Source organism: Bacillus cereus group sp. MG1 (genome assembly GCF_040460035.1).
GTDB lineage: Bacteria > Bacillota > Bacilli > Bacillales > Bacillaceae_G > Bacillus_A > Bacillus_A cereus.
Window position 1 is genome coordinate 1 of the sequence record NZ_JARVGY010000005.1, and the last position, 24922, is coordinate 24922.

The window sequence follows — 24922 nt, forward strand, 5'->3', positions numbered from 1 at the left end:
ATGAAGCTAAAATAAATTCAAAAAAAATTTATATTAAATTTCACTTAAACTCATTATTAGTTTTTATTCATTCACACTCTTAAAATCCAAAACAAAAACTCAAATTCAATTTAAATTGAATTTAAATTGAATTCTATTTGAACTAAATTCAAGAACATTGTTTTCTTTAACTAAAAAGAATTCAAAATGAATTCAAAAAAGAGTTGTTTTATTTTTTCTTTTATTGTATAATTAACTCAAGGATGATTTAAACAACCAAATAAAATATGAGGTGAATAACATGTCAAATGTTAAAGAAAAAGAAGATTTTTTAAGAGAAGATGAGGAATTAGAAATGCTAACTAAAGCATATAAAATGGATTCAGCTTTTGATGTTGGTAATGCGAATGTAAAAGCTAAGATCAACGGGAAAGTATTAAAACAACCATCTGTAATCCAATATTTATTACAACAACCGCCTGTTACAGAAACAAACTTAACAAAACTTGTTTCAAACTTAGAAGATGAACTAACTGTACATATTACAAGTAATGCTATTAAACGTAGTGGCTTATACAATATTGGTAAAAGAGCAACTATTACATCTGATGCCAACGTTGAAAACATGAATATAAAACTAGGAAATAAATATAAACACACAATTCCAGTTGTTATGACACTAGGTATGATGGCTTGTGAAAGTGTAAAACAGGCATTTAGTGAAGAAAGTAAATTACCTTCCACTATTAACATTAAATCAAAGTTAAGTACCGCAATACCTATGAGTGAATATACGGTTGATAAAGCTAAATTTTTAGAAGATCGTTTCACTAATAATAAACATATCGTAATTGTTTATGTTGGCGGAGAATCTGTTACCGTTTCAATTACATTTGAGAAAGTAAAAGTAACAAAAGAAGGAGTTCCACCACTTTATGCCTTAATTGAAGGAGAACAAGCAATTTTAGATATATATAATGAACAATATAAAGAAAAAGCTGTCCCTAAAGACTTTGTAAACAAAAAGATTCTTCATGCCGATATTGGCGATGGAACAACAGAATATGTCTACACAGTTGGTTTAAACCCTGTTCCTGATAACTGTACCGGTGAACGTCGTGGCGTTGGACATGCTACAGAATCAGCAATTGCACTTTTAAAAGAAGATACAAATGGACGAGTTCTCTTAAAGCGCCAACAATATATGAATATCTTAAAAGATCCTAGCCATCGTCTGTTTGACGAAGCATCTAGATTCTTAGAAAACGGTAAATATATTCAAGCTATGCGCATACTAGAAGATATTCAAGAAAAATACACAGAAAAAATTGCTGGTGACGCTGATATCATTTGTGTTTACGGTGGTGGAAGTATAGAGTTTAAATCTTTACTTTACGATGATTTACTAGAGTTTTGTGAAGAAGTAAATTGTAAGTTACTGTGGATTCCTGAAAAATATGCTGTTGATATGAACATGGAAGGATTAGACATATTAAATAAAAAAGTCTTTTTTAAAAAGGGGTGAATAGAACGTGAGAGCCAACGTTAGTTGGAAAATAAAAGACATTAAAGATGAAGAAGCTAGAAATAAGATTAATAAGTGGTGTGATAACCAAGAGAAAATACAAGTTTCTCTTACTAGCTTAGTTCTTCATATGATAGATCGTTTCGGTTATAAAAATATTACTGATCATGAAATTCAGAAATTACTACATCAAGAATTCCCTCTAACGGGTATTAGCACAGAAGAAGCTACCTTTGATTCTGTGAAAGAAATAGAAAAAACACATGATAGTAAATCTGAGAAAACAAATGATACTCATACTTCTCAAAAAAAGATTGAGACAGAAGAAAAGAACTCTATTCCTGAAAAGGAACAGAGTTCTGATGACGACAAAGATAATATATATAATCAGATTAATACAAACGCCCTTTAATGGCGTTTGTATTAATCACAAAATACCCTTTTAGGCTTTTTTCACCAGTGTCAGTAAAAAACAATCCCATATTTCAACAAAATATGATATACTCGTTAGCAAAGATATGATTTCTAATTTGTATCTTTGCTATTTTTTGTAAAAAAACAACATATAAAGATGTAAAAAATATAAAAAAATATAAAAAAAGAAGGAGCACCGACAACCGCCAAGTAATCGAACTCCTCTCTAATTCCTATTATTATTAATTTAATTATAATCTTCTACATTTTGTTTGTCAATGTTATATTGGCTTATATAAAGATGCAATAAGATTGTAATTTCCTCCAATTAGAGAGTTCGATGTTAAAAGTGCCCTTCTATGAAAATAGGAGGTTTTTTATATGTCTGAAACACAATTAGTAGGTCAAACACCTACCTTTATTACTCAGGGACATGTCCCAAAAGAAGAATTAAGATTACCAAACCAACATTTTATAACCGCAATGGATTGGATAGATAAATTAGGAGAATCCGCTTACTGTGATTATTTAAAAATGTATACAATGGCTGATCGTAGAGATAAAGATAGAGAATATGATAGAGTTCCACGAGCGCTTTCTAGTTTATGGGAAGCTTTAGACCGTAAAGAAAAGTATTTTCGTCAAAAGATTCTTATTCCATTATGGGAATATGGCTTAGTTGATTTAGTAGAGTATCAAGGAGAACATGCAAGAGCTGGACATAAACCTATGAATATTGTTATTTATCGTTACCCTTGTAATGACATTACTCTTTTAACAAAGCCTTTAGAAAAAGTACGTGATTGGAAAAAAGACTATAAATCATCAGGAAAGTTCTATGCTATAAAGGGTGGAAGACCTAAAAACGAAATAAAGGATTCTCCACAGAAACCTTTACTAAAGGATTCTCCACAGAATCCTTTAAAGGATTCTCCACAGAATCCTATTAATAATACTAAAGAACTTAATAATTTATTAAATTATTTTAGTAAGTATGTAAGTATAGATCTATCTCCTATCGACTTTTTTAAATTTGCTATTGTAAGTTCACCATCAAAATATGTAGAGATTGAATTAAATAATTTAACTACTACATATGGAAAAGATATTGTAAATGAAGCAATTAAAAGAATCAGTGACATGAAGACTGATAAATACATAGCTACTATAAAAGGTATTATCAAGAAATGGATATCACAAGGAATGAAATCTTTTTCTGATATTGAAAATGTTGAGAAAGCGTATCTTGAAGAAAGAAAACAATTACAGAAACCAAAGTCTCAACAAAAAACAAAATCTCTTAAACCATCATACGGAAAGAAAGATATTGTTCCTGAGTGGCTTAAAGAACAAAAACTTAAAGATGAAGAAGTACAAACTAATAAAGAGTTGCATCAAAACAGTGAAAGCGTACAAGTGACTACTGAAACTATTAAAGAAAAGATTCGCTTTTATGAAAAAAAGCTAAATAAATATATTACAGAAGAAATTACAGAAGACAATTGGAAAGTAGCTAAGATCTACTTAGATGCAAAATGGGATTGGACAGAAATAGGCGTACTATTTAAAGAAATTGATGAAATGAAGAATGCGATTCAATAAAATAAAGTGTTAAATTCAAAATGAATTCCTTTGGATTATCAATTGAAATTCTATTAGAATTCATTTTGAATTCCTTTTAAACCTTTTGTTATTTTGAATAAAAATATATTGTATAGAAAAATGCTTTTCCCTTACTATTTTGTGGAAGCATTGGCTGGGGGTTCGGTGGGCTTAGCCCCTGAGAACTTCCGTATTCTAATATCGAATAAAAAACTATTTATGAACGTTAAACTAGCGATTCGACAGGGTATACTAGTTAATCCAAGCTGTGATGATCATCACCCCCTATTTTGTTATCAGCTTGGCGATAGCTGATAACCCAGTCGAAAAAAATTTGTAAAGAGTAAGGTGTGGAGATTTTTTGAATGGTTTCTCAAAAAATACTACCCGTTCTTTACAAGATTTTTAGCTTAATATGTTAAGAGGGATTTTTTGAGTAGGATCTACATAAAAGGATTTCTCTAGTGGCGTGTCAAGGGAATAGCACAAATGTTTTTAGAGTTGATGTTGAGTTGGGCTTTTACAAGTGGAACAATTTGCTATAATGCTAATGCAAATTGTGGAACGCCATAAAAGCATAAACGAAACACAGCGATTAAAAACATTTTGCCCCTTTACACGCCACTTCTTCGGGGGTATATAGCCCTTCTTTGGAATAAGAAAGGTATACAACAGGCATAGAAGATTTTGAACTTAATCTATGCCCTGTGTATATTAAGTATAGGTAGTTAGTTTATTAGTTTCGTTGTTTTATCTTTAAATTCTTGTTCATAGACAACAATATTGTATTTATCACAATTTTTATCATTCCATGAATTGAAATAATAACTATCATTTGTTTCCATAATGTCTAGAGTATCATGTTGCCCTTTAAAGTCTTCTAGAGTAAGGCTATTATCTTCTAGATATGTTTTTGCTTCTCTTTTAGCAAATATAATCGCATTATTGATATCTTTGAATAAATAGACGTTGCTTCCTGTTCCGTCATTATAAAAATCATATTCTACTAGAACTACTATTGGGATACACATATAAAATTCCTCCATGATAATAATTTTTTATAAATTATCTATTGTGGGTCATAAGGTTTGAGAATTTTGTTTTTAGATATATTAATAATTTATTAATTAATGAGTTACTGTAAGTTTGGTTATTAATCTTTTTAGTTATTGTTCTATCTATTGAAATATCCGATGCTATTTCATCAATACATCTACTAAAAGCATTTAGATTAATAATTGTATTATGAAAAGTATCATCTACCTCACATTCATAACTAAGTTCCAGTAAAATTGTTTGAAATTTATGCAATAATTCTTCTTGTCCTTGTTTCATGTTAACTACTCCCTTATGTTAAATGTTTTATTAGATTTTTGATGTGCGTCTACCTGTGAACTCGCCACAATATCCACATCGTCCACTACTACTCCACATTCCATAGCGCATAATAAAAGGTATACCATTTCCTATTTCAATAAGTGCACCTTCATTTTTTTTGCCACAATACTCACAGTTATTATCCTTGTGTAATGCTTCGTATTTTTTTTGTTTAGTAATTAAAATTTGAGTAGCTTCTTCTCCATATTTTTGTAAACTCTCTTTTTCCCATTTGTATTCCATTTTTAATTCCTCCAATTATTTATTTTCCGAAATGTAATATGATTAGTTAGTTATTTATTCAAGCCATACTGTCCAGTAAGCATAATCATCTTCATGCATTTCCTCATATTCATCAGGCGTGTATTGTGTATATAAGCATTTATCAGAACAAAAATATTCTAGTCCCTCGTGTATACAATATCCTTCAAACATAACTTTATTACAGCATGTACACTCTCTGTAAAAGTCCTCTGTATCAGCGAATTGAGTATAAATAATAGTAATTTCTGTTTAGTGCAAAATGAAAGTAGTGCATTATGCAAAATAAAAGGTTAACAGGCTGATAAATAAAAAATCATTGTCAGCACCCCTCTCGTTCCACTAACCTTCTAATTGTGAGAAAAGACAGTTAGAAGGAGGAGAAAGGATGCTTACAATGATTCAACAACATCATATCAAATATTTACACCAGTATAAAGGGATGTCTCTACGAGCCATTTCAAAAGAAACAGGGCATAGTTTTCAAACTGTGCAAAAATATGCGTATCTGGAGAACCCAAATACCGTTCCAACCTCAAGAAAAGTACACGGAAGCAAATTAGATCCTTACAAAGTACAAATTGATCAATGGTTAAAAGAAGATAAAAAGGTTCCAGTAAAGCAAAGACATACCGGAGCTCGTGTCTACAAACGCTTGATTGAAATATATGGTGGAGACCTCTCTGTTTCTATACGGACTGTTCAATATTATGTATCTCGGAAAAAGAAAGAATTGTATCAGAGTTGTGAAGGTTATCTCCCCTTACAGCATTCACCTGGAGAAGCGCAAGCAGATTTTGGCCATCTTGTTTATCTAGATGAAAAAGGAATAGAAACAAAAGGTTCCTATCTAGCGGTTTCCTTTCCTTATAGCAATGCCAGTTATGTACAAGTGTTGCCAGCACAAAACCAAGAATGTCTCTTACAGGGATTAAAGCAAATATTTGAATACACCGCAGGTGTACCTCATCAAATTTGGTTTGATAATTTATCAGCGGCAGTAACAAGTATTCCAAAAAAGGGAGAACGTATACTGACAGAACAATTTCAAAAGTTTTCATGTCATTATAATTTTCAACATGTATTTTGTAATCCAAACAGTGGCCATGAGAAAGGTCATGTAGAAAATAAAGTCGGTTATATACGTCGTAATTTTTTTGTTCCGATACCATCTATTCCAGATTTAGAAGCATATAATCAGGAATTATTACAACGTTGTGATCATGATATGAATCGCCGACATTATCGTAAAAAAGAACATATCGATAAGTTGTTTCAGGTAGATCACCAAGCTTTTATCCCTTTACCACAGGTAGCGTTTGATGTTCACCGTTTACAAAAAGCGAAAGCTGATAAATACGGGAAAGTTCGCTATGCAAAAAACATTTATTCTACCGCACCTGAATTTGCTCAAAGAGAAGTATGGCTCAAAGTTACTTATAAGCAAATTGAAATTTTAAATGAGAACTATCAAAAAATTGTAAGCCATCCACGTTTGTATGGAGAAGGATTAGAATCAATGAAGTGGATTCCTTATTTGAAATTAATGGTACAGCGTCCTAAGTCCATTCAAAATTTAGCTTTTTATGAAGAATTACCACATCCATGGAAAGAATATTTAACGCAAACAGCAGAGAAAAAGCGTGCAATACATGTATTATCTCAGATGATACATGAAGATGGAGATGCATCGATAGCGACAGAAGCGTTAATTCAAACACTACAAGGTGGTTGTCAAGATTCTGATAGCATTTTAACAACTTGGTATCGGTTAAATGGAAAATTACCAAAATGTGTGGATGTACCAGTTCCATCGGAACTTGAACAAAAAGTAGTATTTGAAATAGACTTTAAACGCTATGACAAACTCATGGTGGATGACGCTACATGAAAAATTCAATTGAATTCTATTGCCGAGAATTAAAGTTAGGAACCCGTATAGTGGAACAATATCCTTCTATTCAAGCAGCTACACATCAAGAGTTTTTGGAGAAACTGTTAGCTCTAGAAGTACAGCACAGGCAAATTAAGAAAAAGAATAGGTTGTTAAAACAAGCAAAATTCGATGTGATAAAGACATTTGAAAATTATAGTTTTACTGAAGTGGAACTACCAAAACAATTAAGTGTAGAAGACCTTAAATCGACTGATTTTACAACACGAAAAGAAAACCTTGTATTATATGGTGGGGTAGGAACAGGTAAGACACATTTAGCTACCGCTATAGGTGTAGAAGCTTGTAATCAAGGGAAAAGTGTAAAGTTTTATCGAACAGCTGCATTAGTAAACGAATTAATTGAAGCAAAAAATGCAGGTAAGCTATATAAAATGATGAATCAAATAGAAAAAACAGAGGTTTTAATCTGTGATGAATGGGGATATATACCGGTAAGCCAAGAAGGAGCGCAGCTCCTCTTCCAAGTCATTGCCAGTTGTTATGAAAAACAAAGTATTATTATCACAACAAATTTAGAGTTTAGTAAATGGAATAGTATTTTCCACGATGAACGATTAACAACTGCCATAATAGATCGTTTGGTTCATCATAGTTATTTGTTAACATTTTCAGGGGAAAGTTATCGATTAAAACATTCTTATATGAATTTATAAAATGAGTTGGGGTGCTAACAAAAAAAATTGCATTTCGCACAACTTTTTAGTTGCAGAACACAGTAATTTCAAGTTTTTTGAAACTAGACTTGTGAATTCCTGACCAAGTATAACGATAAACTTCATTCTTTGGGTCTTCATTGAATACAATATTTAAATCATCTTTTTTATAATTGTTTTGTTGTAAAAAATTGCTGATAGTATTACAGGCTTTTAACCACGCACTTCCATAAGCATAAAATGATTCAGTTGTAGAGCTTGTAATAGCTTCTTTCGGGGATGTGTTTTTAATCTCTAATTGATAAAAAGATAATTGTGATAAGAACATAAAATTTCCTCTTTTCGTAGTAGTGTTGATAGGTTTTTCTCTGTTACCTGTTGCCTTATACGTAATGAGGAGTGATCGGAATGCAAGGGAATAGTATTAAATTTTTTAGAATTGATGTTGAGTTGGGCTTTTACAAGTGTAGAAATTTGCTAAACTTACAATGCGAATTGCGGAGCGACGTGAAAGCATAAACGAAACACAATGATTCAAAAATTTAATGCCCCTTGCATGAAGGGAAGGACGAATTACTATACGGCAACAGGTTTCGGTAAGAACTGATATAGAACCTTATTAATGAGAAAATAATGGTTTTATTTTTAATAGAAATAAAAATTATAAAAATTTTTATACCCTTATTGCCTATTTTGGGTAATGAGGGTATAATTTAGCCTGAAGATCGTAATTGGGTTTGTAAATCAATCCTTTTATACCCTTTTTGGTTATTTTATTTAAAAATAGGTATTATCTGATCTTACTAACTTATTCTAAGGAGGGAGTGAAATTATGTTTACTCGAATTCAACATTTATTACAAACGCTATTTACTGACATGCAAAGTACATTTATTTGGGCATTCATTATTGGTGGTTTAGTTTGTGGTCTAATGATTTGGCAAGGTGACGAGCAAAATGCACCTAAATTTAAAAAAGGTCTTTTATTCTGTGGTGCTGGCGTAGTAGTCTTCTTACTTGCTAAACCATTCGTTGATTACATCAAAGCTGGTCTATAAAAGTAGGTGAAAAAAAATGATAGAAAGCTTTAGAGAAAGAAAGGATCGGTTAAAAGGGGAAGGTAAAATTGAACTTCCCCTTAATATTGATTCCAAAAAATATTTAGTAGGTAATATCTCATTTTGGGATTTAGTCGTAGTATCACCAGCTTTACTAATATCAATTGTAGGCATGGTGATTTTTTATACTCAGGGAAATCTTACGAGAGACACAGCCTTAATTTGTCTAACACCAACGATTACGTTAACAGCATTTCAGCTAATTAAACACCCGATTAGATCAAATATATCTTTCTTACAATATCGGCTGATATGGAAATTTAAATATCAAAGAAGACATAAAGAATTTTTCTATAAAAAGGGTGAAATTAATATGCAACAAAATGATCAGGACATAAGAAAAGAGTTAGGTATTCGTGATATTTTTTCGAGTTGTTATGAAACAAATGACAATCGTTTTGTCAAAGTAATAGATGTATCCGCTGTTAATTTGTCATTAATGAGTAGCAATGAGAGACAAAAAATATTTACTTCCTATAAAACATTCATTAATGAATTGCAATTCGTTAATGAAATTCAAATATCACAAGTGGCTCAACCTGTTAATTTATCTAAACATTTGATTCATGTTGATAAAATAACGCATGGAGAAAAGAATCCTTCAAAAAGAATGCTTACAAAAAGCTATAAAGAATACGTTGAGGGAATTCAAAAAACAAGAGATATGGTTGCAAGGAAACGGTATGTAATTATTGATCAGCCGATTGGAAACAATCGTGAAAAATCATTAAGTGATATTGAAAGAAAAGCTTCTCTTGTAACCGCTAACCTTGAAAATATGTTAACTGGACATGCAAGGTTGATAGCAAAACCACTAAATAATGAGGAATTACTACAATTAATTTATACATGCCTTGACTATGATAATGCACAGTCCGTTGGTGAGTTTATTATTGGGCGGGCTAGTAATTCTCTCGATTTATCATTAGGAAGTGAATCGGCTCAAAAGTTAATTAATCAGCTTCAGAAAAAAGTGAATGAAAATATTAATTAATGAGGAAGATGTTATATGAAATACAGTCTCAAAATCCCTAAATTATTTAGGTCTAAAAAAGAAAAAAACAATTTTGCTCATACAGTCGGTGATCCTAATGAACAAATATTAACTGCAATTTCTCCATCACACATTTTAGAAATGGAAAATGGAGTGAAATTAGGGTCTAACTATACAAGAACATTATTAGTGCTTGACTATGAAACTATTATCCATCAACAAAGAATCCAAGAGTTGAATGAGTTATCCGAAAACGTAAGTTTTACTTATTTTATTAAGGAATTTAATTCATCTGAGGTTAAAGAACAACTTTCAAAGTCAGTTAAGCAAAATAAAATCAAAATGAAATCTCAACATGCGGATGCTTATACTGTAGCGGATGCTGAAGCACAAGTTGATTCAGCTATACAAATGTTAAGAGATATAGCAACCGCTAATGACAAGATTTACTTATTTCACACGTACATTCATTTATCTTGTACTTCTTTAGAAGAGTTAAATAATTTAACAACATTAATAAAAAGTAGAATGGGTGCGATTGGAACAGCACATTCTCCCTCTATACGTGCTTTAGATGCATTTCGTGCTTTTTTACCCCTTGCAAATAATACAATTCCAGAAATGACTTATAGAATGATGAACTCTGAAGCGGTTTCGTATTTCTTCCCATTTCATGAAAATGAAATGTTTTCTGAAACTGGAATTGTAAAAGGGAAAAATATGACGACAGGTAATGTTGTTATTGTTGATGATGAAAAATTACTAAATAAGCATGAATTCGTAATAGGTATTTCAGGTTCGGGTAAGTCTACTTATTTATTCGCCGATATAATACGGAAATGGATATTTGGAAGAAGGATTATAGCAATTGATCCAAAAGGAGAGTTTGGAAGAAAATTCAAAAACCTTGGTGGAGAATGGGTGAAATTTAAGTTACGTGGTGGTAATAGAATTAATCCGTTTGATCTTCCAAAGATTACTTCAGGTAGTACAGATACAGAGGAACTCGATACTGGAAGTATTTTATTAGTTAAAATCACACAATTATTAACAATGTTTAGGCTTATGTATCCGTCAATGACAGATTTAGAAGAAGATATAATTTCCAAAATCTTGATTGAAGTATATCAAGATAAAAAAATTGATTACGATACCGATACTACTCAATTAGGCGTAGAAGATGTACCAATTATGGAGGATCTGTACAAAAAACTAACTGAATATAAAGATAAAGATATAGAGTTATATTCTGAAATTAGAAATTTCCATACAACATTAGAAACATACACATATGGTTTGTATAGCAATTTATTTAACGGTTATACAAATGTAAATATTTCGAATGATTTGATTGCTTACGATATTTTTGATTTAAACAATAACGAAAAAGTTCAACGTATTATTTATTATAATTTACTTTCTCATACAACATACGAACTCCTTAAAGGAGATAAAAGGGCGACACAAGTTTACATAGATGAAGCCCATGTAATTGCTGATCCTAAAGTACCATTAGCTATGCAATATGTATACTTTATGATGAAAGTCTTACGTTCCTTCAATGTTGGGATTACACCAGCAACACAGTCTATAAAAGATTTCATGAGTGCAAAAGATGAAAAACGAAACTATGGTGAGGCTGTTATTAGTCAATCTGTACAAAGGTTATATCTTCCTATGACACAAGAAGAAGTAACCTATTTAGAAAAAGAATTATCTCATGATTTTTCCGAACAGGAGAAAACGACATTAGTTGTACGAGAAGGAGATAAGGATAAACAGGCTGGTAAAGGCATTCTGTTCTCAGGATCTAAGAAAATTAAATTAGAAGTACAACTAACGCCTTTAGAAAAACAATTATGGTTTGAAAATAAAAATATAGAAGATATAGCAATATAGATTGGTGAGATCTAGATGAATAGTAGAAATGGAAGTTACATTACTTATCTATTGTTTAAAAACCCGTATATTTTAGCGTTTTTTCTATTGCTTGTTTTTACGTTTGGATTAATGTCCATCTTTTTCTTTGCCGATGCTGGAAGTAAAGATAATTCCCAAGATAATAATATGGGCAATGGAAGTTATATGTGTACAGAGGGACAAGTAAATGAAGGTGTGTATATGAAGGCCTTTGAAAAGGCTGGTGTGTTTACTGGAAAGGGGAAGGATTTTATTCAAATTGCTAGGAAAAATAATATTGATCCAGTTCTTCTTACGGCAATTGCTTTCCATGAAACAGGAAGAGGTACATCTAACGCTGTGAAAAATAAAAATAACCCCGGGGGAATCATGGGGAAAGGCGGTTTACGTACATTTTCAACACTAGATGAAGGACTAGATTATATGGCTGGTAACTTATTCAGATTATATATATCGCAAGGACTTGTTACGATACCACAAATCGGAAATAAATATGCGCCTGTTGGCGCTTCTAATGATCCTACAAATTTAAACATTCATTGGGTTCCTATAGTTACAAATATGACTAATGAATTAGGCGGTTTATCAATGAATTGTCAAGCGGTGGGTCAAGGATCTGGCGGTGTAGTTATTGACGGAAGTGGAAATCAAATTTTTGATCCTAATGTTGTGTATAACAGTATGGCAAAGTTCTTAGGGCAAGCATATGTATGGGGTGGAGCATCCCCAACAGGATTTGACTGTTCAGGTTTGATGCAATGGAACTTTAGACAGACTGTTGGCATTAATCTACCAAGAACAGCCGAAGAACAGTATCATGCAACAGCAAGGGTCAGCAAAGAGCAACTTAAAGCGGGTGATTTAATATTCTTCACCGGAACGTATGTCGGGAAAACTGTTACACATGTGGGAATGTACATTGGAAACGGAAAAATGATTAATTCGAATAATTCAGGTGTAAAGATAGATGATGTCTTTTCGCCTTATTGGGGAAAGTATTATTATGGTGCTGGAAGAATAACTCATAAATAAAATATGAGGTTATAAGGTGAAAAAAATGAATAAAAGAGAAAAGAAAATACCAATTATAAATTTCCTTTTAATTCTATTGTTGGTTATTTCATCACTTTATTCTTTCTCAGTTTATAAAAAGAATAAAGAGATAAATAATGATATTCATTTATTAGAAGAAAAATTAAAAAAGGAAAAAGAAATTAGTGTTATTTACGATAGATCAAAAGAGTTTATTGAAAAGTCTAGTATTGCTGATCATGGGGATATGTTAACTGGACAAGCAAAGGAAATGTTTGAAGATGCAATTAAACAAAAAGAGCGTGAGGGTGCTGAAGACAGTCGCTCTCACTCTATTTTAGAAAGAACAGATATAGATCATATTTTTGCTGTGAAAACAGGAGATAATACAGCGAAATCATATGCAATCTATAAATCTATCTATAACTCGAATCCATACGCAACAGATTCAATGCCCCAGCAAGTAATGACTTTAACAATGATTGTTGATTGGGAAAAAGTTAATGGAGAATATAAAGTTTCTGATTATAGAATTAATGTCTTAAAAAATAGTTTGGATGATTATCTAAAAAGTTTAGAAAAATAATCTTAAAAGCTGGTGATTATTGTGAATGACCTATCAGACAAAATTTCTACTTTTTACTTTTCAGTAAATAAAAAGGTAAACAATTTAATTGAAAAAACTATAGATCAAAATCTTGATAAAGAAAAAAAGGGCTTTTATAGATTGTATCACAGAGATCCTAATGATTCTGAAATTCTCGAAATTAAAAAAACTATCATAATGAGAAAAGGAATTTCATTATTTGCTGTAATCTTTTTAATCATGATGGGTCTTATAAGTATTGCAAGTTAAAGGAGAAACCGCTATGAAACTAAAAAAGATGTATCAGATCTTATCTATAGTTCTTTTAATATTTGTCGCAATGAATACTAATCTTACTACAGCGTATGCAAAAAAAGGTGAATTTTACGATCAAAATAAAAAGGCTATTGAAAAAGAAATTAAAAATAAAGACAAACAAGAGTTTATAAAAAACTATGATTACAAAGATAATTACTTTGATTGTGGGACATTTGATGTTTCTTGCAAAGTTTCGGGACTGGCTTATGAATCAATTATTGGAACAATAAAAGTAACATATGACAGTTTGAAATCAACTGTAATTAAACCAAGCGATATAACAGGAAATAAAGAATTTAAAAAATACAAAAATGCATTTAATAGTCTATCTTCAACTATGTTAGCTATATTCTTGATGTGGCAAATATTAAAAATCTATTCCATGAGGTATGTAGAACCTGATGGGGATGGTTTTTTAGTAATCAACGAGAAAATGATTATGACTCTTACAGCTGGGGTGCTATTAGGTATATATGATCCGTTTATAAATTGGGTATTGGGATTTCAAGAAGTAATTGTGACATCCGTATTGTATGAACCAATCAAAATGGAAGAAGTCGTTTTAATGATATTTATAAAAGGTTCATTATATGGTTTCTTCATTGCATTGATAGTAATGTTTGTTTTGTTTGTATTCGCATTAGCGTTTATGTATAGATTTGTTTTGTTTGGACTATTATATGTCATTGGAGTTGTAGCGATCCCTACAGCACTAAATGATGAATACAATTACTTCTCTTTATGGATTAGATTATTTGTAAATAATAGTGTTACGTTGTGTTTACAAGCATTAACGTTTTCATTAGGTTTTATGGCGCTAGTAAAGAATAATGCTTTTGGTCATGGTGTTTCATTTACAGTAGCGTTTGCGTTCTTTATTTTGGCCTTAGCAATTCCTCATTTACTTGGACAATTGGGAGCAAGTACAGGTTCTAGTAGAGCAATTGGACAATCCTTACGATACCTTTCAAGGAGAAGATAGAAGGAGAGGACTTTATGAAGATAAAAAACATAATACTTGTTGGTGCATTAGCATTTACCACTTTAGTTGGCTGTGAGGATGCAAATAAGAAAACAGAAACAAATGAAAAAGTATTTTTTAGCGAAAATGATATGAAACAAGCAAAAAATATTATAGAAAAGGTATTTTACACATATGAGAATCATCAAAAACAATTAACAATGGATGAGTTTGAAGAAGTAAATAAGTCTATTGCTCAAGATATATCTGAACAATTAAAAGATGCGTACTTTGATGATGTTGAAGTCAATATAGTAGATAATCATCATGAACGTTCAGGAAAAGATGATTTTTTAGAAGATCCTAATAATTGTTATAAGAAAGAAGAAGGAGCAATGCTAGGTACGTATGATCCAGATTGCTTTTTAACTTATAAATTTGAAGGGAATAAGGTGAAATTACAATCTCCGAAAATTGTATATTATAAAAATATTAATGTGCATGAGTTAATTATTCCAATGACTTATGAGGGGAAAGATTTAATAGTACCTTCGTTCCATTTTGTAAAAACCAAAGATGGAATGAAATTAATTCATGGATTAGGTATTAGTTCAACAATTCTGAATGATTTTAAAACTTTAGAAGATAAAACGGAAGAGGAACTTAAGATAGAAAAACAATCTAAAACACTAAAAGAAATAAAGTCGTATAACATTTTTTAAGAAATATGGTGGTGATGGAACGTGCGAGTTAATATTAACAAAGTAGCAAACATAGAAATTGAAGATAATACACTCAAATATCGGATTCCAATAACAGAATTAAATCAAGATGATCTTAATATTATTGAAAAAAATCTTAAAAGAAAAATACAGAGTATAGATAATGATCCACATTATTTAGTTCCATTTGAGATGCAAATATTAAATGCATCTTTAATACTTTATTATGACATGGAGAAATATAAAAGTTTTGAATATCTTAGATCATTAGAATTTAGTGAGCAATTAAAATATTTTTCATCCATAATTCAAATAGCTAAAAATAGTGTGCATACAAAAACTTTATGGAATAAATATAATTTTGTTTTAGACGAATATGAAGACAAGATGAAAGTAGTTATTTATGAAACAACTGATTTGGAAATTTATGACACAAAAGACTCACTAATTGGCGTTAAGGAGTTAATTTTGTTAAGTCTAACAAAATTAACTCAAATTTATGGAAAACCACGCCGTACGGACTTTATAGATCCTAGTGATGAAATAATTCAATTTGCGGAAACCTTGTTACAAATTGATGATCTTGAAGATCTAGATCATTTTGTTAATACAAAAATGATTCAATCAGAACACTTTGAACCTGAAGAAACGGAAGTAGAAGAAGAAAAGGTTACTAAGGATAAAAAATGGAGTTTAAAGTTAAAAAGTAACAAAAATGATATAAAAAAAAGAGAAAAGAAACAGCAACAGCAAAAGAAAAAGAAAAAAAATAATAGCAAAAAAACCTATATTATATTAGGTAGTGTTATAATATTAGCCATAGGTTTAAATTTTGCCCTTACGTCTTTAAATGATAGTAAGAGTGCGGAAAAGAATAAGCAAAATGCAAAGAAACAGTATCATGCTGAAGTCTTAAAGAAGAATAAGCTTGATAATAAACCATTGAGCCAAGACGAAAAGGATAAACTGTTTGATGCATATCAAACAGCTTTAATAGGCGAAAATCAGAAGGCAATTGAATCATTAGAAAACATTGGATATGAAAACCTTCGAAGTGTAGACCAACAAGTATTAGATAATTTATACAAGAAAACGGATCAGGTATATAAATTATTTGATAAGAAGCCTTCTCTTGTAAAAGGTATTGTAAATGAAATGCTGGCAAATAATAAAGGTGACGAATTATTAAAGATTCAAGAGAAAATGGAATCTAAAAGTCCATATGTAGATTTTGAAGTTGCATATATTAATAAGGACTGGAAAAAGGTTGTTGAATTAAAAGATGAAGTAGATTTAAATGGAAGAAGAGAAAAACAGATTGTAGAAGCGTTTACGTCTCTGAAGAAATACAAAGAAGCTAAAGATTTTGCTCAAAAGGTCGGAAATCCTGTATTGTTAGAAGAGATAAAAGCTTTCTCTGAATAGAGGTGTGAAAAGGTGACATTATTAAAAAAAATTGATCATACAGGTAGAATTACTTTGCCAAAAGACTTATGTGGCAAATTTGGTTTAAAAAAGGATGATCAAGTAGAAATAACGCATGATGAACAGTTTATTAAAATTAGAAAGCATCAACCTGAGTTTGTTTGTGCGGTGACTGGTAAAATAACAGATCAAGGACAAACAATCGGGAACGCTTTTATTTCCTTTGAAGGCATAGAACAAATCCTACAAGAGCAAGAGCATTTAAAAGAAAAAGAAAAAGAAAAAAAGTAAAAAGCAATCCCTACTTATAGATAGGGTTGCTTTTTACTTTTTTATTTAATTAGTTTTAGATTCGCTTACCGCAATGATAGTACATTTTTTCTTAAACCTTCTTTTAACTTCTTCTTCTAATGGTAGTGTTATATTTTTCTCTGAGAAAGCTTTAACTGTGTGTTCTTGCACTTCAGAATGATCTTCAATCTGATATGTAATAATATAAGTTTTGGCTTTAAGTTTACTCATGTGTCCCCAATCCTTGTCTTCTATTTAGTATTAAATTTGATTTTACGTATGTAAGTTGGTTAAATTTGGTTTATATTACCACTTGAATTAATGCAATTAGTAGTTTATTCTATAACTTATCAAAGTTCAAAACTATTCTTCTAATTATAATGATATATGCATTTTGAAAATTATCACTCTCCTATTATCACTCAAACAATTAAATTGTAGATTTCTTCTCCTGTATACTAAAATAGTACATTTACCAACATCTTATTAAATTTTATAAATTCTAATATAACTTGATTATAAACTATATATAGTTTATAATCAAATGCGAATGTAAAATAAATATGGTTTAAATTATAAATAATGAAATATATAGATATTTTGTTATTAGGGATTTGTTAAATTGAAGTCGAACCCTGTTTACTTTTTTTTAGTTGCTTTATTTAGTTCTTTTTTTGTGAATTTAATAACTGAAGACTCAAACCAATATGGAGTTTCAGCAATAATAATATCCGCATCAATTATCTTTCCACGCTTATAATAAGTATGGAATTTACCTTGTGAATATGGAACTCCGCTCTGAGTTAAATATTCTGAGAACATTTTTTGATTATATATTTTTTCTTTATGAAGATCTTCTTCAGAAATTTTTAATATGTCTTTTTCTGATATTAAATTTGTATCTTGTTGAAAGAATTTAATAATAGTTTGTAGTGCAAATAAGAGATCATTATCTTTTAAATGTGTATACAATGTATTCATATTAAATGAATATAAACAAGGATCGTTAATAAAAAGTGACAGTTGATAAAATGTATCTTCAACATTGGTCAATGGACATAGAGTACCGTTCATTCTTTCTTTAACCTTTGGGTATTTTTTATAAATTTCTTCAAGAGATTTTTTCAACAGAGTTCCCCCCTTTCGACACATCCTCATAAGAGTAATGTTCAAATAAATGTGTATGACTTAACTTTTGAAATACCAATTTAATTTTTCCCCAATCGCTTTTTTTCACTCAATATTGTTAAACAAATTTTGTTTAATTTTTTTACAGTTTTATTTCCTACAAAAAAATATTTTCCATTATTTTTATATAATTAGATATATATGTAAGTTTTAAGTGTGTTTTATAAGAAAAAACACGCTTTTTTGTGTACTATTTCAGAGTATCAATTGATGTTTATAAATTCAACAATATATGTATAAAAAATAAACAAAATATGATATAATTTTAAAAAAGGAGGAATCTACAATTGAGAACATTTTTTGTTAAAAGATTGTTTGGTTATCCCTTATTATACGCTTTCATTTGGTATTACCTATATCAAAATTTTACAGATTTGTATTTCGTTAATATTGCTGTAAGACAAATTAACAGTATCGTAAGAGAATTCCCTTTTATTTATAGTAACATGAGCACATATTTTATATTATTTGGTTTTATATTTGGATATATTTACTCCACTATCTCAACGCTTGTAAAAGCAAGAGAATTTAGAGGAATATTGTTTGTATGTGTATTATCTACTAAGACATTGTTTGCCATTATAACAATTCCCTTTGGAATTATTATGTTTTTTGTAGAGTGTATGTCTCTTATTATTATTATGACAAGTTTATTTCTATTTAGAAACATGAAATATAGATATCTAGTCAATTAATTATGTTCGTGTTTTGCAAAAAAACATAGATGTTAAAATTTCAATTACCGAAATGATACTATAAAAATTCGAGGTGAGGAAGGTGAACATTTTTAGGGGGATTTACGAAAGTTTATTTATAGTTATTTCGATTACCCTTATGGTGATCCTTTTTTTATGCTGTTATGCTGGAATTATTTATCCTGAATTAATACAGAGTTGGTGGAATCTTATATTTGTAGTTATTATGGGATATTTAGTTTTAACAATTTTGTTCTTTGCATGTTATAAGGGTGAAAATCTTTCCAATAAGTCAGAGAATGAAGAAGAATTTTAGTTACAAGGTGAATAATGTATATGAACAATATTCTATTTGCTCTTATTATGTTATGCGTGATGGGAATTATTGATATAAGTTGGTCTTATCTTCAATATAAAAAAAGGAAAAAATAAGATGTAGGAAGGGATTTATGTGAAAAAACATTTTCCTAAAAAAAGAGTTTTATTAGAATGTATAATTCAAGACGAGGATCTTAATTATAAAGAGATTACTAAATGTTTTTGTCCTAGATGTTCGGAAACCTTATTACTCGCTGAACCTTGTGAGAAAAGATATGGGTATAGATGCCCTATTTGTAAAGTAGGTTTTAAACATTATATGGATAGGGGTCAGTATAGAGATTATATCGTTATGTTTAGCAAAATTTACGATGAAGATAATAAAATTAGATGGAGTATCTGTTTGAGTGAATGGAGTTTTCTTGGTAGGGATAAGCCTATTTATAAGAAATTCTATTATAAATTAGTTTATAATAAAGAGTCGAAGCAATTGTATATATTCACAAAAACTCCTAAAGGAAAAAAAACTAAGGTTAGTCCTATATCTAATGGAGCAATTGCTAAATGGGTTAATAGAGATCATTTTGATACAATACTCAAAGATAAAAACTATAAGCATTATATGAATAGGCTAAAAAAAGAGTTACCGAATTGGATGCAAAATAAAGAAATAGATTTTTATAACTTTGTTAGTCTTATTAGGTATCCAGTTTTAATGAGTCTACCCCATCTATCACATTTTCCGCTTGGAAGATGTACAAGATTAATATCTCCTGTAGTGAAGAATAAATTGTTAAAATGTGAGGAAAGTATATATTCTTTATTTCAAGAATTACATGGGTTTAAACCTACTAAATCAGAAATAAAAATAATAACAGAGAACAGTTTGAATCTAGTAATGTATCCAATTCTAAAAAGAATAATCAAGGATAATAATCATATTGTAAATGTTTTAAAAAGTATGAGTGAATGGAAAAATACAGATTGTTTTTCACTATCTCAATTCTATTTTAAATATTTCCTGAATCCCAAATGTCGAATGAAGGAATGTAATCTTCTAATAAACTTACAAGTAATAAGAGGTTTATATGATTCAGAAACAGCATTTGTTAGAGCCATGATCAATACGATACATGGAGTCAGGTCATATGAAAGATTAGAAATGTATATTTTGCACTCGGTTATGTATCTTACTGAACACGAATTTGAAGATAATCATGGAATTTTTAGAAATGCTAGAGACTTTCAAACTATTCATGACAGTTTGATGCGTATGGATTCTTATTTGCATCTTTGCGGAAAAAAATTTCATTATTCAGAAGATGAAATTTTAAAATTTGAAAAAGAAATGAAAGGATTTAAATTTATATTACCTAAGAGTGGTGAAGATTTATATAAAGTTCATTGTGATTTAAGATTATGTGTGGATCTATATGCTGGATATATTAGTAATGGTCGAGGGTATTTAATTTTTTTAGAGAATGTTACTAAAAATAAAATTGAATATTGTTTAGAAATAAATAATAAAAATCAATTAAGACAAGCAAAAGCCTTTGGTAATCAATATCCTGATCGGAATGTTGCTAATATAATTGCTCAGTATTGTAAGGGGATTAGAGTGTCAATTGCAACTAATGATCTGAGTTCATATGAAAGTTTATCAGTGAGTTAGTTTAAAATATTTAATGGGTATTAAATACCCTTTTTGGTGTTTTTTATTCAATTAAGGGTATATGGAGGTAAGAAATTGTTAACACACCTTAAAAGCTATTTTAAAAAGAATTCAAAGAAGGAAAAAGGAATGAATGCTTTCTCAAATGAAAGGAACGTCCATTTTTTTAAGAAAGGGGAAATCCATGTTTCAAAATTAGAGAAGCAACTAATTGGATTTTCAGAAGAGCAAGTATTCAAATTAGGATATGATGTGTTAACAGATTCAATCCTTATAATAAGGAGATTTAGTTCTTTGATAATGAATCCTAGTTATATTGAGATTTTTGATATAACACATAGTCAGGTAATCTCTTGGATTTCTATGATTAGTAATAGTATCCATAATATATCCGATCATATAAAAAGAAAGGACTCTAGTTATTTAAGAGAAGAGATAGCTAAAGCATTAAGGGTGTTATATTCAATACAACAGTATGATGAAAAGTTAAAATGTTTAGTACCAATTTCTACAGCCAATATTGATGCTAATTTTAGTAAATAAGTAGCAATATGAATCATTATAATAGGAGGATCGTGAATGTTTACGGAAAACGATGATACATTAAGTCGCATAGTTACAATGACTAGTTTTCAACTTGGGTTAATGGCTATAGGGTATTCTATTTATCATTGGTGTATAGCCTAAAGGTAATAGTTTTCTTAGTATAGATACCCCTTATATATTATAAAATCACCAGCATCTTAAAAAGGCGCTGGTGATTTTATTTAAAAAATGAAATTAGTATCTTGTATTCTTTCAAGGCTTACTAGGATGTAGACAAATAATAAATTTCTTTAAACAATAATAAATTCGTTTAATTCTTCAACACTTATGAAGCCAATCTGTTGATAAATTTTTGCATCTTCTTCATCAATTTTGAAAGGATTTTCTTTATTTAATAAATACCCTTTCGCAAAGTCAAATTGGCTTTTATGAAGCACCATAACAGGGTTTTCTTTACTAGAGTTTTGAATTTTCGAAACTTCAACTTTTGTATAATCACTCTTTAATTCATAGATTTTATCATCATCCAAAGTAACATAAATAGTATGGGTATTAAACGGAATTTTCATTGTAAATTCTCCTCGTATATTATATTTAAGCTGTAATTCAAACTTAGGTTTTCTTCCTACTATGAGACTTATAAATAATCCTTGGACGTCTCAAGATATTTCTAGATAATGGTCTTAGGATCATTTGGGACAATTCTTTCTTCTCCTGTGGATTTACCACATAAAAAGAGTGTTTCTCAGTGAACGTGCGGGACTTCCTACTCGCAGGCTGAGCAGCCTGACCCTCGAACTTAGATGTTAGTAGCTCTAGGGCGGCTTTCGATTCAGGACTAGCTCTCATACACGAGGTTGTTGATCGGCGTGCACACTAGAGATATCTCGAGACGTCCAAGCAATGATTCTAAATCGAAAGGAGGTCTCTTACATGAGATTATTTGTTGGATTAGATGTAAGTTCGTTTGATATAAAAACTTGTATTCTAAATGGTGACGGAGAAAAGCTAGACTCCTTTTCAGTCAATAATGATTTACCAGGTGCCATAGCGCTAAAAGAGCGATTATTACAGCGTATAGCCAATCAAAAAGTAGAAATTTTTAAAATCGGTTTAGAATCTACATCTGTTTATAGTTTTCATCCATCTATGTTTCTTCATTATGATAAAGAGTTACAAAGTTTTGGAGCAAAAGTATTTCTAATGAATCCAAAACAAATTACGAACTTCAAGAAAAGCTATTCTGACATGGATAAAACAGATGAGATTGATGCCTTCGTCATCGCTGACTATTTACGGTTCGGACGAAATCAAATGTCTATCGTAAAAGAAAGCCAGTACGTAGCACTACAACAATTGACAAGATCTCGTTATCAGCTCGTTAGAATGTTGACAAAGGAAAAGCAACATTTTCTACAACACCTAAGTTATAAGTGTAATACGTTCTCACAAGAGGTGGATTCTTCTATATTCGGCAACGCCATGATGGAGCTATTCCTTGAAAAACTTAGTCTAGAGGAATTAGCTGACATGCCTTTAAACGAACTCGCTGAGTTCCTACAAGCAAAAGGAAAGAATCGGTTCGGTGATCCAAAATGTGTTGCGTCAACCATTCAAAAGGCTGTTCGCTCTTCCTATCGTTTAGATAAGGTAGTGGAAGATTCAATCGATGTCCTTCTCGGAACATCAATTGCGGTCATTCGTACCTATCAACAACAAATTAAGGAAATAGAAAAGTCCATTAAGCAAATCATGGCTGGATTACCTCAAACACTTGAATCCATTCCTGGAGTGGGTCCCGTATTCGCTGCTGGTATTATCGCTGAAATTGGTCAAATCGAAAGATTTGATGATGAAACTAAGATTGCAAAATATGCCGGATTATATTGGCGCAAACATCAATCTGGTCGTTTCATTGCAGAAAACACTTCATTATCTCGTAATGGAAATCACTACTTACGTTATTACCTAGTTGAAGCCGCCAACTCTGTAAGAAAGTATGTATCTGATTACCAAGAATATTACGTAAAAAAATATAATGAAGTACCAAAGCATCAACACAAACGTGCACTCGTTCTAACCGCAAGAAAATTTGTGCGATTGGTGGATGCGCTACTACGCAATCACCAACTCTTTACGCCAGAAAGGTGCGTGAAAGTGTGACATAAAACCTGTCATCGCTACCTTTCAAATATTTTCCAGTAAATTACATACATTACTGGTCTAGTTTCGTAATGTCTTTTTTCAACAAAATGTCCTTTGATAACTTTGATTTCTGTTGTTTTTCCGTTGACATACTACCGCAGGTCTTTTTAAAAGATTTTATTATTTCTAATTATAAGATTTTTAGTTAGATAAGACCATTCTCCGATTTTTAGATTTTAATATTTGTTCATACTTCTCATGTAGTAATTCTTGCGTAATAGCTTCAGGGAAAAAACCCTGTTTTTCTATTAAAATGTTTTCAATTATACATTGTCTACGTGTCCAATATACATAAGCTTGTCTTTCAGTTTGACTAAGTTTATAAAATTGTTTAGCATCTTCTTTGGTCGCTTTAGAGCATTTAGAAGCTTCTTTAAATATGTTAAATGTAGTATAGTGACCGCTTCGTGCTTCTCTAACTTCTTTTAATAGTAGATATAAATCAAATATATTATAGGACTTTAGGAACTCTACAGAGCCTTTAGCATCATCTAAAGAAACCGTTTTTTGGAGGTTGTTAAATTTAAATCTACTATTGCCATCATAAATCTTTAATACTCGATTTTTTGTATCATATAATTTAGCATCACAGTATGTACATTTCAATTTGGTAAGATCCTGTTCAGGTTTAGTTGAAATTTTCTCTCCACAATAAGCACAATATTTCAATTTGTTCACTCCTTCTCACCATATACCCTTTTATATAATTTTAAGGCAAAAAGGGTATATGGTATACATTAATTTTAATTAAAATCCAAAATATATTTTTGAAAGTACATATGTAACAGAAGGAAGAAATATCATTAAAAATAATGTACCATAATACCAAACTCGATCACTTTTGCTATCCTGAATTCCGAACCATCTATTGAGTCTATCATAGTGATTAATAAAACTTATAAATAGTTTCTTGAGTGGGTTATTTTTTCGCTTATATTGTGGTAAAATGGGTTCATCAGTTGTTAGTTTAAGTAGTACATTTGACATTTGAATCATCCTTTCAAATTTAAGTGTATTTGTATAAAAGACTCTTTTTGGCTTGGCGGTTGAAAAGGAGTCTTTTTTTATTTGTTTATTTAGTATCCTTTTTGAAAATACCTTCTGTTTTAGTGAATAATAAATGATCTATCATAACTAGTATTATTGTTAGCAATAAGATGAACG

General features: G+C 30.4%; 27 protein-coding genes. 18 read left to right on the forward strand and 9 right to left on the reverse strand.

Going from position 1 to position 24922, the window contains the following annotated elements; all coding sequences use genetic code 11:
• Positions 1-334 precede the first annotated feature (334 nt).
• The 3 genes from QCI79_RS32995 (at position 335) to QCI79_RS33005 (ending at position 3520) form a co-directional block, all read left to right on the forward strand.
• Entirely contained in the window at positions 335-1504 is a 1170-nt protein-coding gene (locus QCI79_RS32995; protein ID WP_031310466.1) for a ParM/StbA family protein, read from the forward strand.
• A 7-nt stretch (positions 1505-1511) separates the two neighbouring features.
• A complete protein-coding gene (locus tag QCI79_RS33000; protein WP_021728914.1) occupies positions 1512-1916 on the forward strand; it encodes a hypothetical protein in 405 nt (134 codons plus the stop codon).
• A gap of 383 nt (positions 1917-2299) precedes the next feature.
• Entirely contained in the window at positions 2300-3520 is a 1221-nt protein-coding gene (locus tag QCI79_RS33005) for a replication initiation and membrane attachment family protein (RefSeq protein ID WP_021728913.1), read from the forward strand.
• Positions 3521-4248: 728 nt separating this feature from the next.
• Here the strand turns inward: QCI79_RS33005 and QCI79_RS33010 are convergent.
• Genes QCI79_RS33010 through QCI79_RS33020 form a run of 3 tightly spaced genes read right to left on the reverse strand, consistent with a single transcriptional unit; the run spans position 4249 to position 5140 of the window.
• Positions 4249-4551 carry a hypothetical protein gene (locus QCI79_RS33010; protein WP_021728912.1) on the reverse strand — a complete coding sequence of 101 codons (303 nt, stop codon included), beginning with the start codon at positions 4549-4551 and terminating at the stop codon, positions 4249-4251.
• A 34-nt stretch (positions 4552-4585) separates the two neighbouring features.
• A complete protein-coding gene (locus tag QCI79_RS33015) occupies positions 4586-4855 on the reverse strand; it encodes a hypothetical protein (protein ID WP_000809081.1) in 270 nt (89 codons plus the stop codon).
• Positions 4856-4885: 30 nt separating this feature from the next.
• Positions 4886-5140, reverse strand: coding sequence for a hypothetical protein (locus QCI79_RS33020; RefSeq protein WP_000456046.1), 255 nt, complete (start codon positions 5138-5140; stop codon positions 4886-4888).
• A gap of 406 nt (positions 5141-5546) precedes the next feature.
• Between QCI79_RS33020 and istA the strand changes: the two genes are divergently transcribed.
• A complete protein-coding gene (gene istA / locus QCI79_RS33025; protein ID WP_021727481.1) occupies positions 5547-7049 on the forward strand; it encodes an IS21 family transposase in 1503 nt (500 codons plus the stop codon).
• Positions 7046-7768, forward strand: coding sequence for an IS21-like element helper ATPase IstB (gene istB / locus QCI79_RS33030; RefSeq protein WP_021727480.1), 723 nt, complete (start codon positions 7046-7048; stop codon positions 7766-7768). The genes istA and istB overlap by 4 nt, the downstream gene beginning before the upstream one ends.
• Positions 7769-7814: 46 nt before the next feature.
• Here istB and QCI79_RS33035 read toward each other — a convergent pair whose 3' ends face one another.
• Positions 7815-8096, reverse strand: coding sequence for a hypothetical protein (locus QCI79_RS33035; protein WP_021728929.1), 282 nt, complete (start codon positions 8094-8096; stop codon positions 7815-7817).
• 504 nt (positions 8097-8600) lie between these two features.
• On the opposite strand from QCI79_RS33035, the gene QCI79_RS33040 reads away from it, so the two are divergent.
• The 10 genes from QCI79_RS33040 to QCI79_RS33085 are packed head-to-tail and all read left to right on the forward strand — an operon-like array spanning position 8601 to position 17134.
• The gene (locus tag QCI79_RS33040; RefSeq protein ID WP_000495110.1) at positions 8601-8825 is read left to right on the forward strand and encodes a hypothetical protein; all 225 of its coding nucleotides are present in this window, start codon (positions 8601-8603) and stop codon (positions 8823-8825) included.
• Positions 8826-8841: 16 nt separating this feature from the next.
• Positions 8842-9879 carry a hypothetical protein gene (locus QCI79_RS33045; RefSeq protein ID WP_000572920.1) on the forward strand — a complete coding sequence of 346 codons (1038 nt, stop codon included), beginning with the start codon at positions 8842-8844 and terminating at the stop codon, positions 9877-9879.
• A 15-nt stretch (positions 9880-9894) separates the two neighbouring features.
• Positions 9895-11778: a VirB4 family type IV secretion system protein gene (locus tag QCI79_RS33050; RefSeq protein WP_000877726.1), complete on the forward strand. Its 1884-nt coding sequence runs from the start codon at positions 9895-9897 to the stop codon at positions 11776-11778.
• Positions 11779-11793: 15 nt separating this feature from the next.
• Positions 11794-12831: a C40 family peptidase gene (locus QCI79_RS33055; protein ID WP_001088572.1), complete on the forward strand. Its 1038-nt coding sequence runs from the start codon at positions 11794-11796 to the stop codon at positions 12829-12831.
• A gap of 25 nt (positions 12832-12856) precedes the next feature.
• Entirely contained in the window at positions 12857-13417 is a 561-nt protein-coding gene (locus QCI79_RS33060; RefSeq protein WP_012552649.1) for a hypothetical protein, read from the forward strand.
• 21 nt (positions 13418-13438) lie between these two features.
• Positions 13439-13687 (forward strand): hypothetical protein, encoded by a 249-nt coding sequence (locus tag QCI79_RS33065; protein ID WP_000999086.1) that lies wholly within the window; start codon positions 13439-13441, stop codon positions 13685-13687.
• A 13-nt stretch (positions 13688-13700) separates the two neighbouring features.
• On the forward strand, positions 13701-14717 hold the full coding sequence (locus tag QCI79_RS33070) for a conjugal transfer protein TrbL family protein (RefSeq protein ID WP_000768554.1): 1017 nt from the start codon (positions 13701-13703) through the stop codon (positions 14715-14717).
• Between the two features lie 14 nt (positions 14718-14731).
• Entirely contained in the window at positions 14732-15418 is a 687-nt protein-coding gene (locus QCI79_RS33075) for a hypothetical protein (protein ID WP_021728930.1), read from the forward strand.
• Positions 15419-15439: 21 nt separating this feature from the next.
• Complete coding sequence (locus QCI79_RS33080) at positions 15440-16843, forward strand: hypothetical protein (RefSeq protein ID WP_001265611.1); 1404 nt, start codon at positions 15440-15442, stop codon at positions 16841-16843.
• A gap of 12 nt (positions 16844-16855) precedes the next feature.
• Entirely contained in the window at positions 16856-17134 is a 279-nt protein-coding gene (locus QCI79_RS33085; RefSeq protein WP_000173531.1) for an AbrB/MazE/SpoVT family DNA-binding domain-containing protein, read from the forward strand.
• Positions 17135-17179: 45 nt separating this feature from the next.
• Here the strand turns inward: QCI79_RS33085 and QCI79_RS33090 are convergent, their stop codons facing one another.
• On the reverse strand, positions 17180-17365 hold the full coding sequence (locus QCI79_RS33090) for a hypothetical protein (protein WP_000040171.1): 186 nt from the start codon (positions 17363-17365) through the stop codon (positions 17180-17182).
• Between the two features lie 408 nt (positions 17366-17773).
• A complete protein-coding gene (locus QCI79_RS33095) occupies positions 17774-18262 on the reverse strand; it encodes a hypothetical protein (protein ID WP_000749018.1) in 489 nt (162 codons plus the stop codon).
• A 1206-nt stretch (positions 18263-19468) separates the two neighbouring features.
• On the opposite strand from QCI79_RS33095, the gene QCI79_RS33100 reads away from it, so the two are divergent.
• Complete coding sequence (locus QCI79_RS33100) at positions 19469-21007, forward strand: PcfJ domain-containing protein (protein WP_021728932.1); 1539 nt, start codon at positions 19469-19471, stop codon at positions 21005-21007.
• Between the two features lie 75 nt (positions 21008-21082).
• Positions 21083-21550 (forward strand): hypothetical protein, encoded by a 468-nt coding sequence (locus QCI79_RS33105; RefSeq protein ID WP_000955422.1) that lies wholly within the window; start codon positions 21083-21085, stop codon positions 21548-21550.
• A 293-nt stretch (positions 21551-21843) separates the two neighbouring features.
• Here the strand turns inward: QCI79_RS33105 and QCI79_RS33110 are convergent, their stop codons facing one another.
• Positions 21844-22122 (reverse strand): hypothetical protein, encoded by a 279-nt coding sequence (locus QCI79_RS33110; protein ID WP_000701130.1) that lies wholly within the window; start codon positions 22120-22122, stop codon positions 21844-21846.
• Positions 22123-22486: 364 nt separating this feature from the next.
• Between QCI79_RS33110 and QCI79_RS33115 the strand changes: the two genes are divergently transcribed.
• Complete coding sequence (locus QCI79_RS33115; protein ID WP_021728073.1) at positions 22487-23716, forward strand: IS110 family RNA-guided transposase; 1230 nt, start codon at positions 22487-22489, stop codon at positions 23714-23716.
• A gap of 183 nt (positions 23717-23899) precedes the next feature.
• Here the strand turns inward: QCI79_RS33115 and QCI79_RS33120 are convergent, their stop codons facing one another.
• Positions 23900-24436 (reverse strand): hypothetical protein, encoded by a 537-nt coding sequence (locus QCI79_RS33120; RefSeq protein WP_228220138.1) that lies wholly within the window; start codon positions 24434-24436, stop codon positions 23900-23902.
• A 69-nt stretch (positions 24437-24505) separates the two neighbouring features.
• On the reverse strand, positions 24506-24745 hold the full coding sequence (locus QCI79_RS33125) for a hypothetical protein (protein WP_000073193.1): 240 nt from the start codon (positions 24743-24745) through the stop codon (positions 24506-24508).
• Positions 24746-24922: the final 177 nt, after the last annotated feature.

What these genes read in the sequence shown, in the direction of transcription:
- QCI79_RS32995 (WP_031310466.1), top strand. Translation starts at nt 335, where the DNA reads ATGCTAACTAAAGCATATAAAATGGATTCAGCTTTTGATGTTGGTAAT.
- QCI79_RS33005 (WP_021728913.1), top strand. Translation starts at nt 2,300, where the DNA reads ATGTCTGAAACACAATTAGTAGGTCAAACACCTACCTTTATTACTCAG.
- QCI79_RS33010 (WP_021728912.1), bottom strand. Translation starts at nt 4,551, where the DNA reads ATGTGTATCCCAATAGTAGTTCTAGTAGAATATGATTTTTATAATGAC.
- QCI79_RS33015 (WP_000809081.1), bottom strand. Translation starts at nt 4,855, where the DNA reads ATGAAACAAGGACAAGAAGAATTATTGCATAAATTTCAAACAATTTTA.
- QCI79_RS33020 (WP_000456046.1), bottom strand. Translation starts at nt 5,140, where the DNA reads ATGGAATACAAATGGGAAAAAGAGAGTTTACAAAAATATGGAGAAGAA.
- istA (WP_021727481.1), top strand. Translation starts at nt 5,547, where the DNA reads ATGCTTACAATGATTCAACAACATCATATCAAATATTTACACCAGTAT.
- istB (WP_021727480.1), top strand. Translation starts at nt 7,046, where the DNA reads ATGAAAAATTCAATTGAATTCTATTGCCGAGAATTAAAGTTAGGAACC.
- QCI79_RS33035 (WP_021728929.1), bottom strand. Translation starts at nt 8,096, where the DNA reads ATGTTCTTATCACAATTATCTTTTTATCAATTAGAGATTAAAAACACA.
- QCI79_RS33040 (WP_000495110.1), top strand. Translation starts at nt 8,601, where the DNA reads ATGTTTACTCGAATTCAACATTTATTACAAACGCTATTTACTGACATG.
- QCI79_RS33045 (WP_000572920.1), top strand. Translation starts at nt 8,842, where the DNA reads ATGATAGAAAGCTTTAGAGAAAGAAAGGATCGGTTAAAAGGGGAAGGT.
- QCI79_RS33050 (WP_000877726.1), top strand. Translation starts at nt 9,895, where the DNA reads ATGAAATACAGTCTCAAAATCCCTAAATTATTTAGGTCTAAAAAAGAA.
- QCI79_RS33055 (WP_001088572.1), top strand. Translation starts at nt 11,794, where the DNA reads ATGAATAGTAGAAATGGAAGTTACATTACTTATCTATTGTTTAAAAAC.
- QCI79_RS33060 (WP_012552649.1), top strand. Translation starts at nt 12,857, where the DNA reads ATGAATAAAAGAGAAAAGAAAATACCAATTATAAATTTCCTTTTAATT.
- QCI79_RS33070 (WP_000768554.1), top strand. Translation starts at nt 13,701, where the DNA reads ATGAAACTAAAAAAGATGTATCAGATCTTATCTATAGTTCTTTTAATA.
- QCI79_RS33075 (WP_021728930.1), top strand. Translation starts at nt 14,732, where the DNA reads ATGAAGATAAAAAACATAATACTTGTTGGTGCATTAGCATTTACCACT.
- QCI79_RS33090 (WP_000040171.1), bottom strand. Translation starts at nt 17,365, where the DNA reads ATGAGTAAACTTAAAGCCAAAACTTATATTATTACATATCAGATTGAA.
- QCI79_RS33110 (WP_000701130.1), bottom strand. Translation starts at nt 22,122, where the DNA reads ATGAAAATTCCGTTTAATACCCATACTATTTATGTTACTTTGGATGAT.
- QCI79_RS33115 (WP_021728073.1), top strand. Translation starts at nt 22,487, where the DNA reads ATGAGATTATTTGTTGGATTAGATGTAAGTTCGTTTGATATAAAAACT.
- QCI79_RS33125 (WP_000073193.1), bottom strand. Translation starts at nt 24,745, where the DNA reads ATGTCAAATGTACTACTTAAACTAACAACTGATGAACCCATTTTACCA.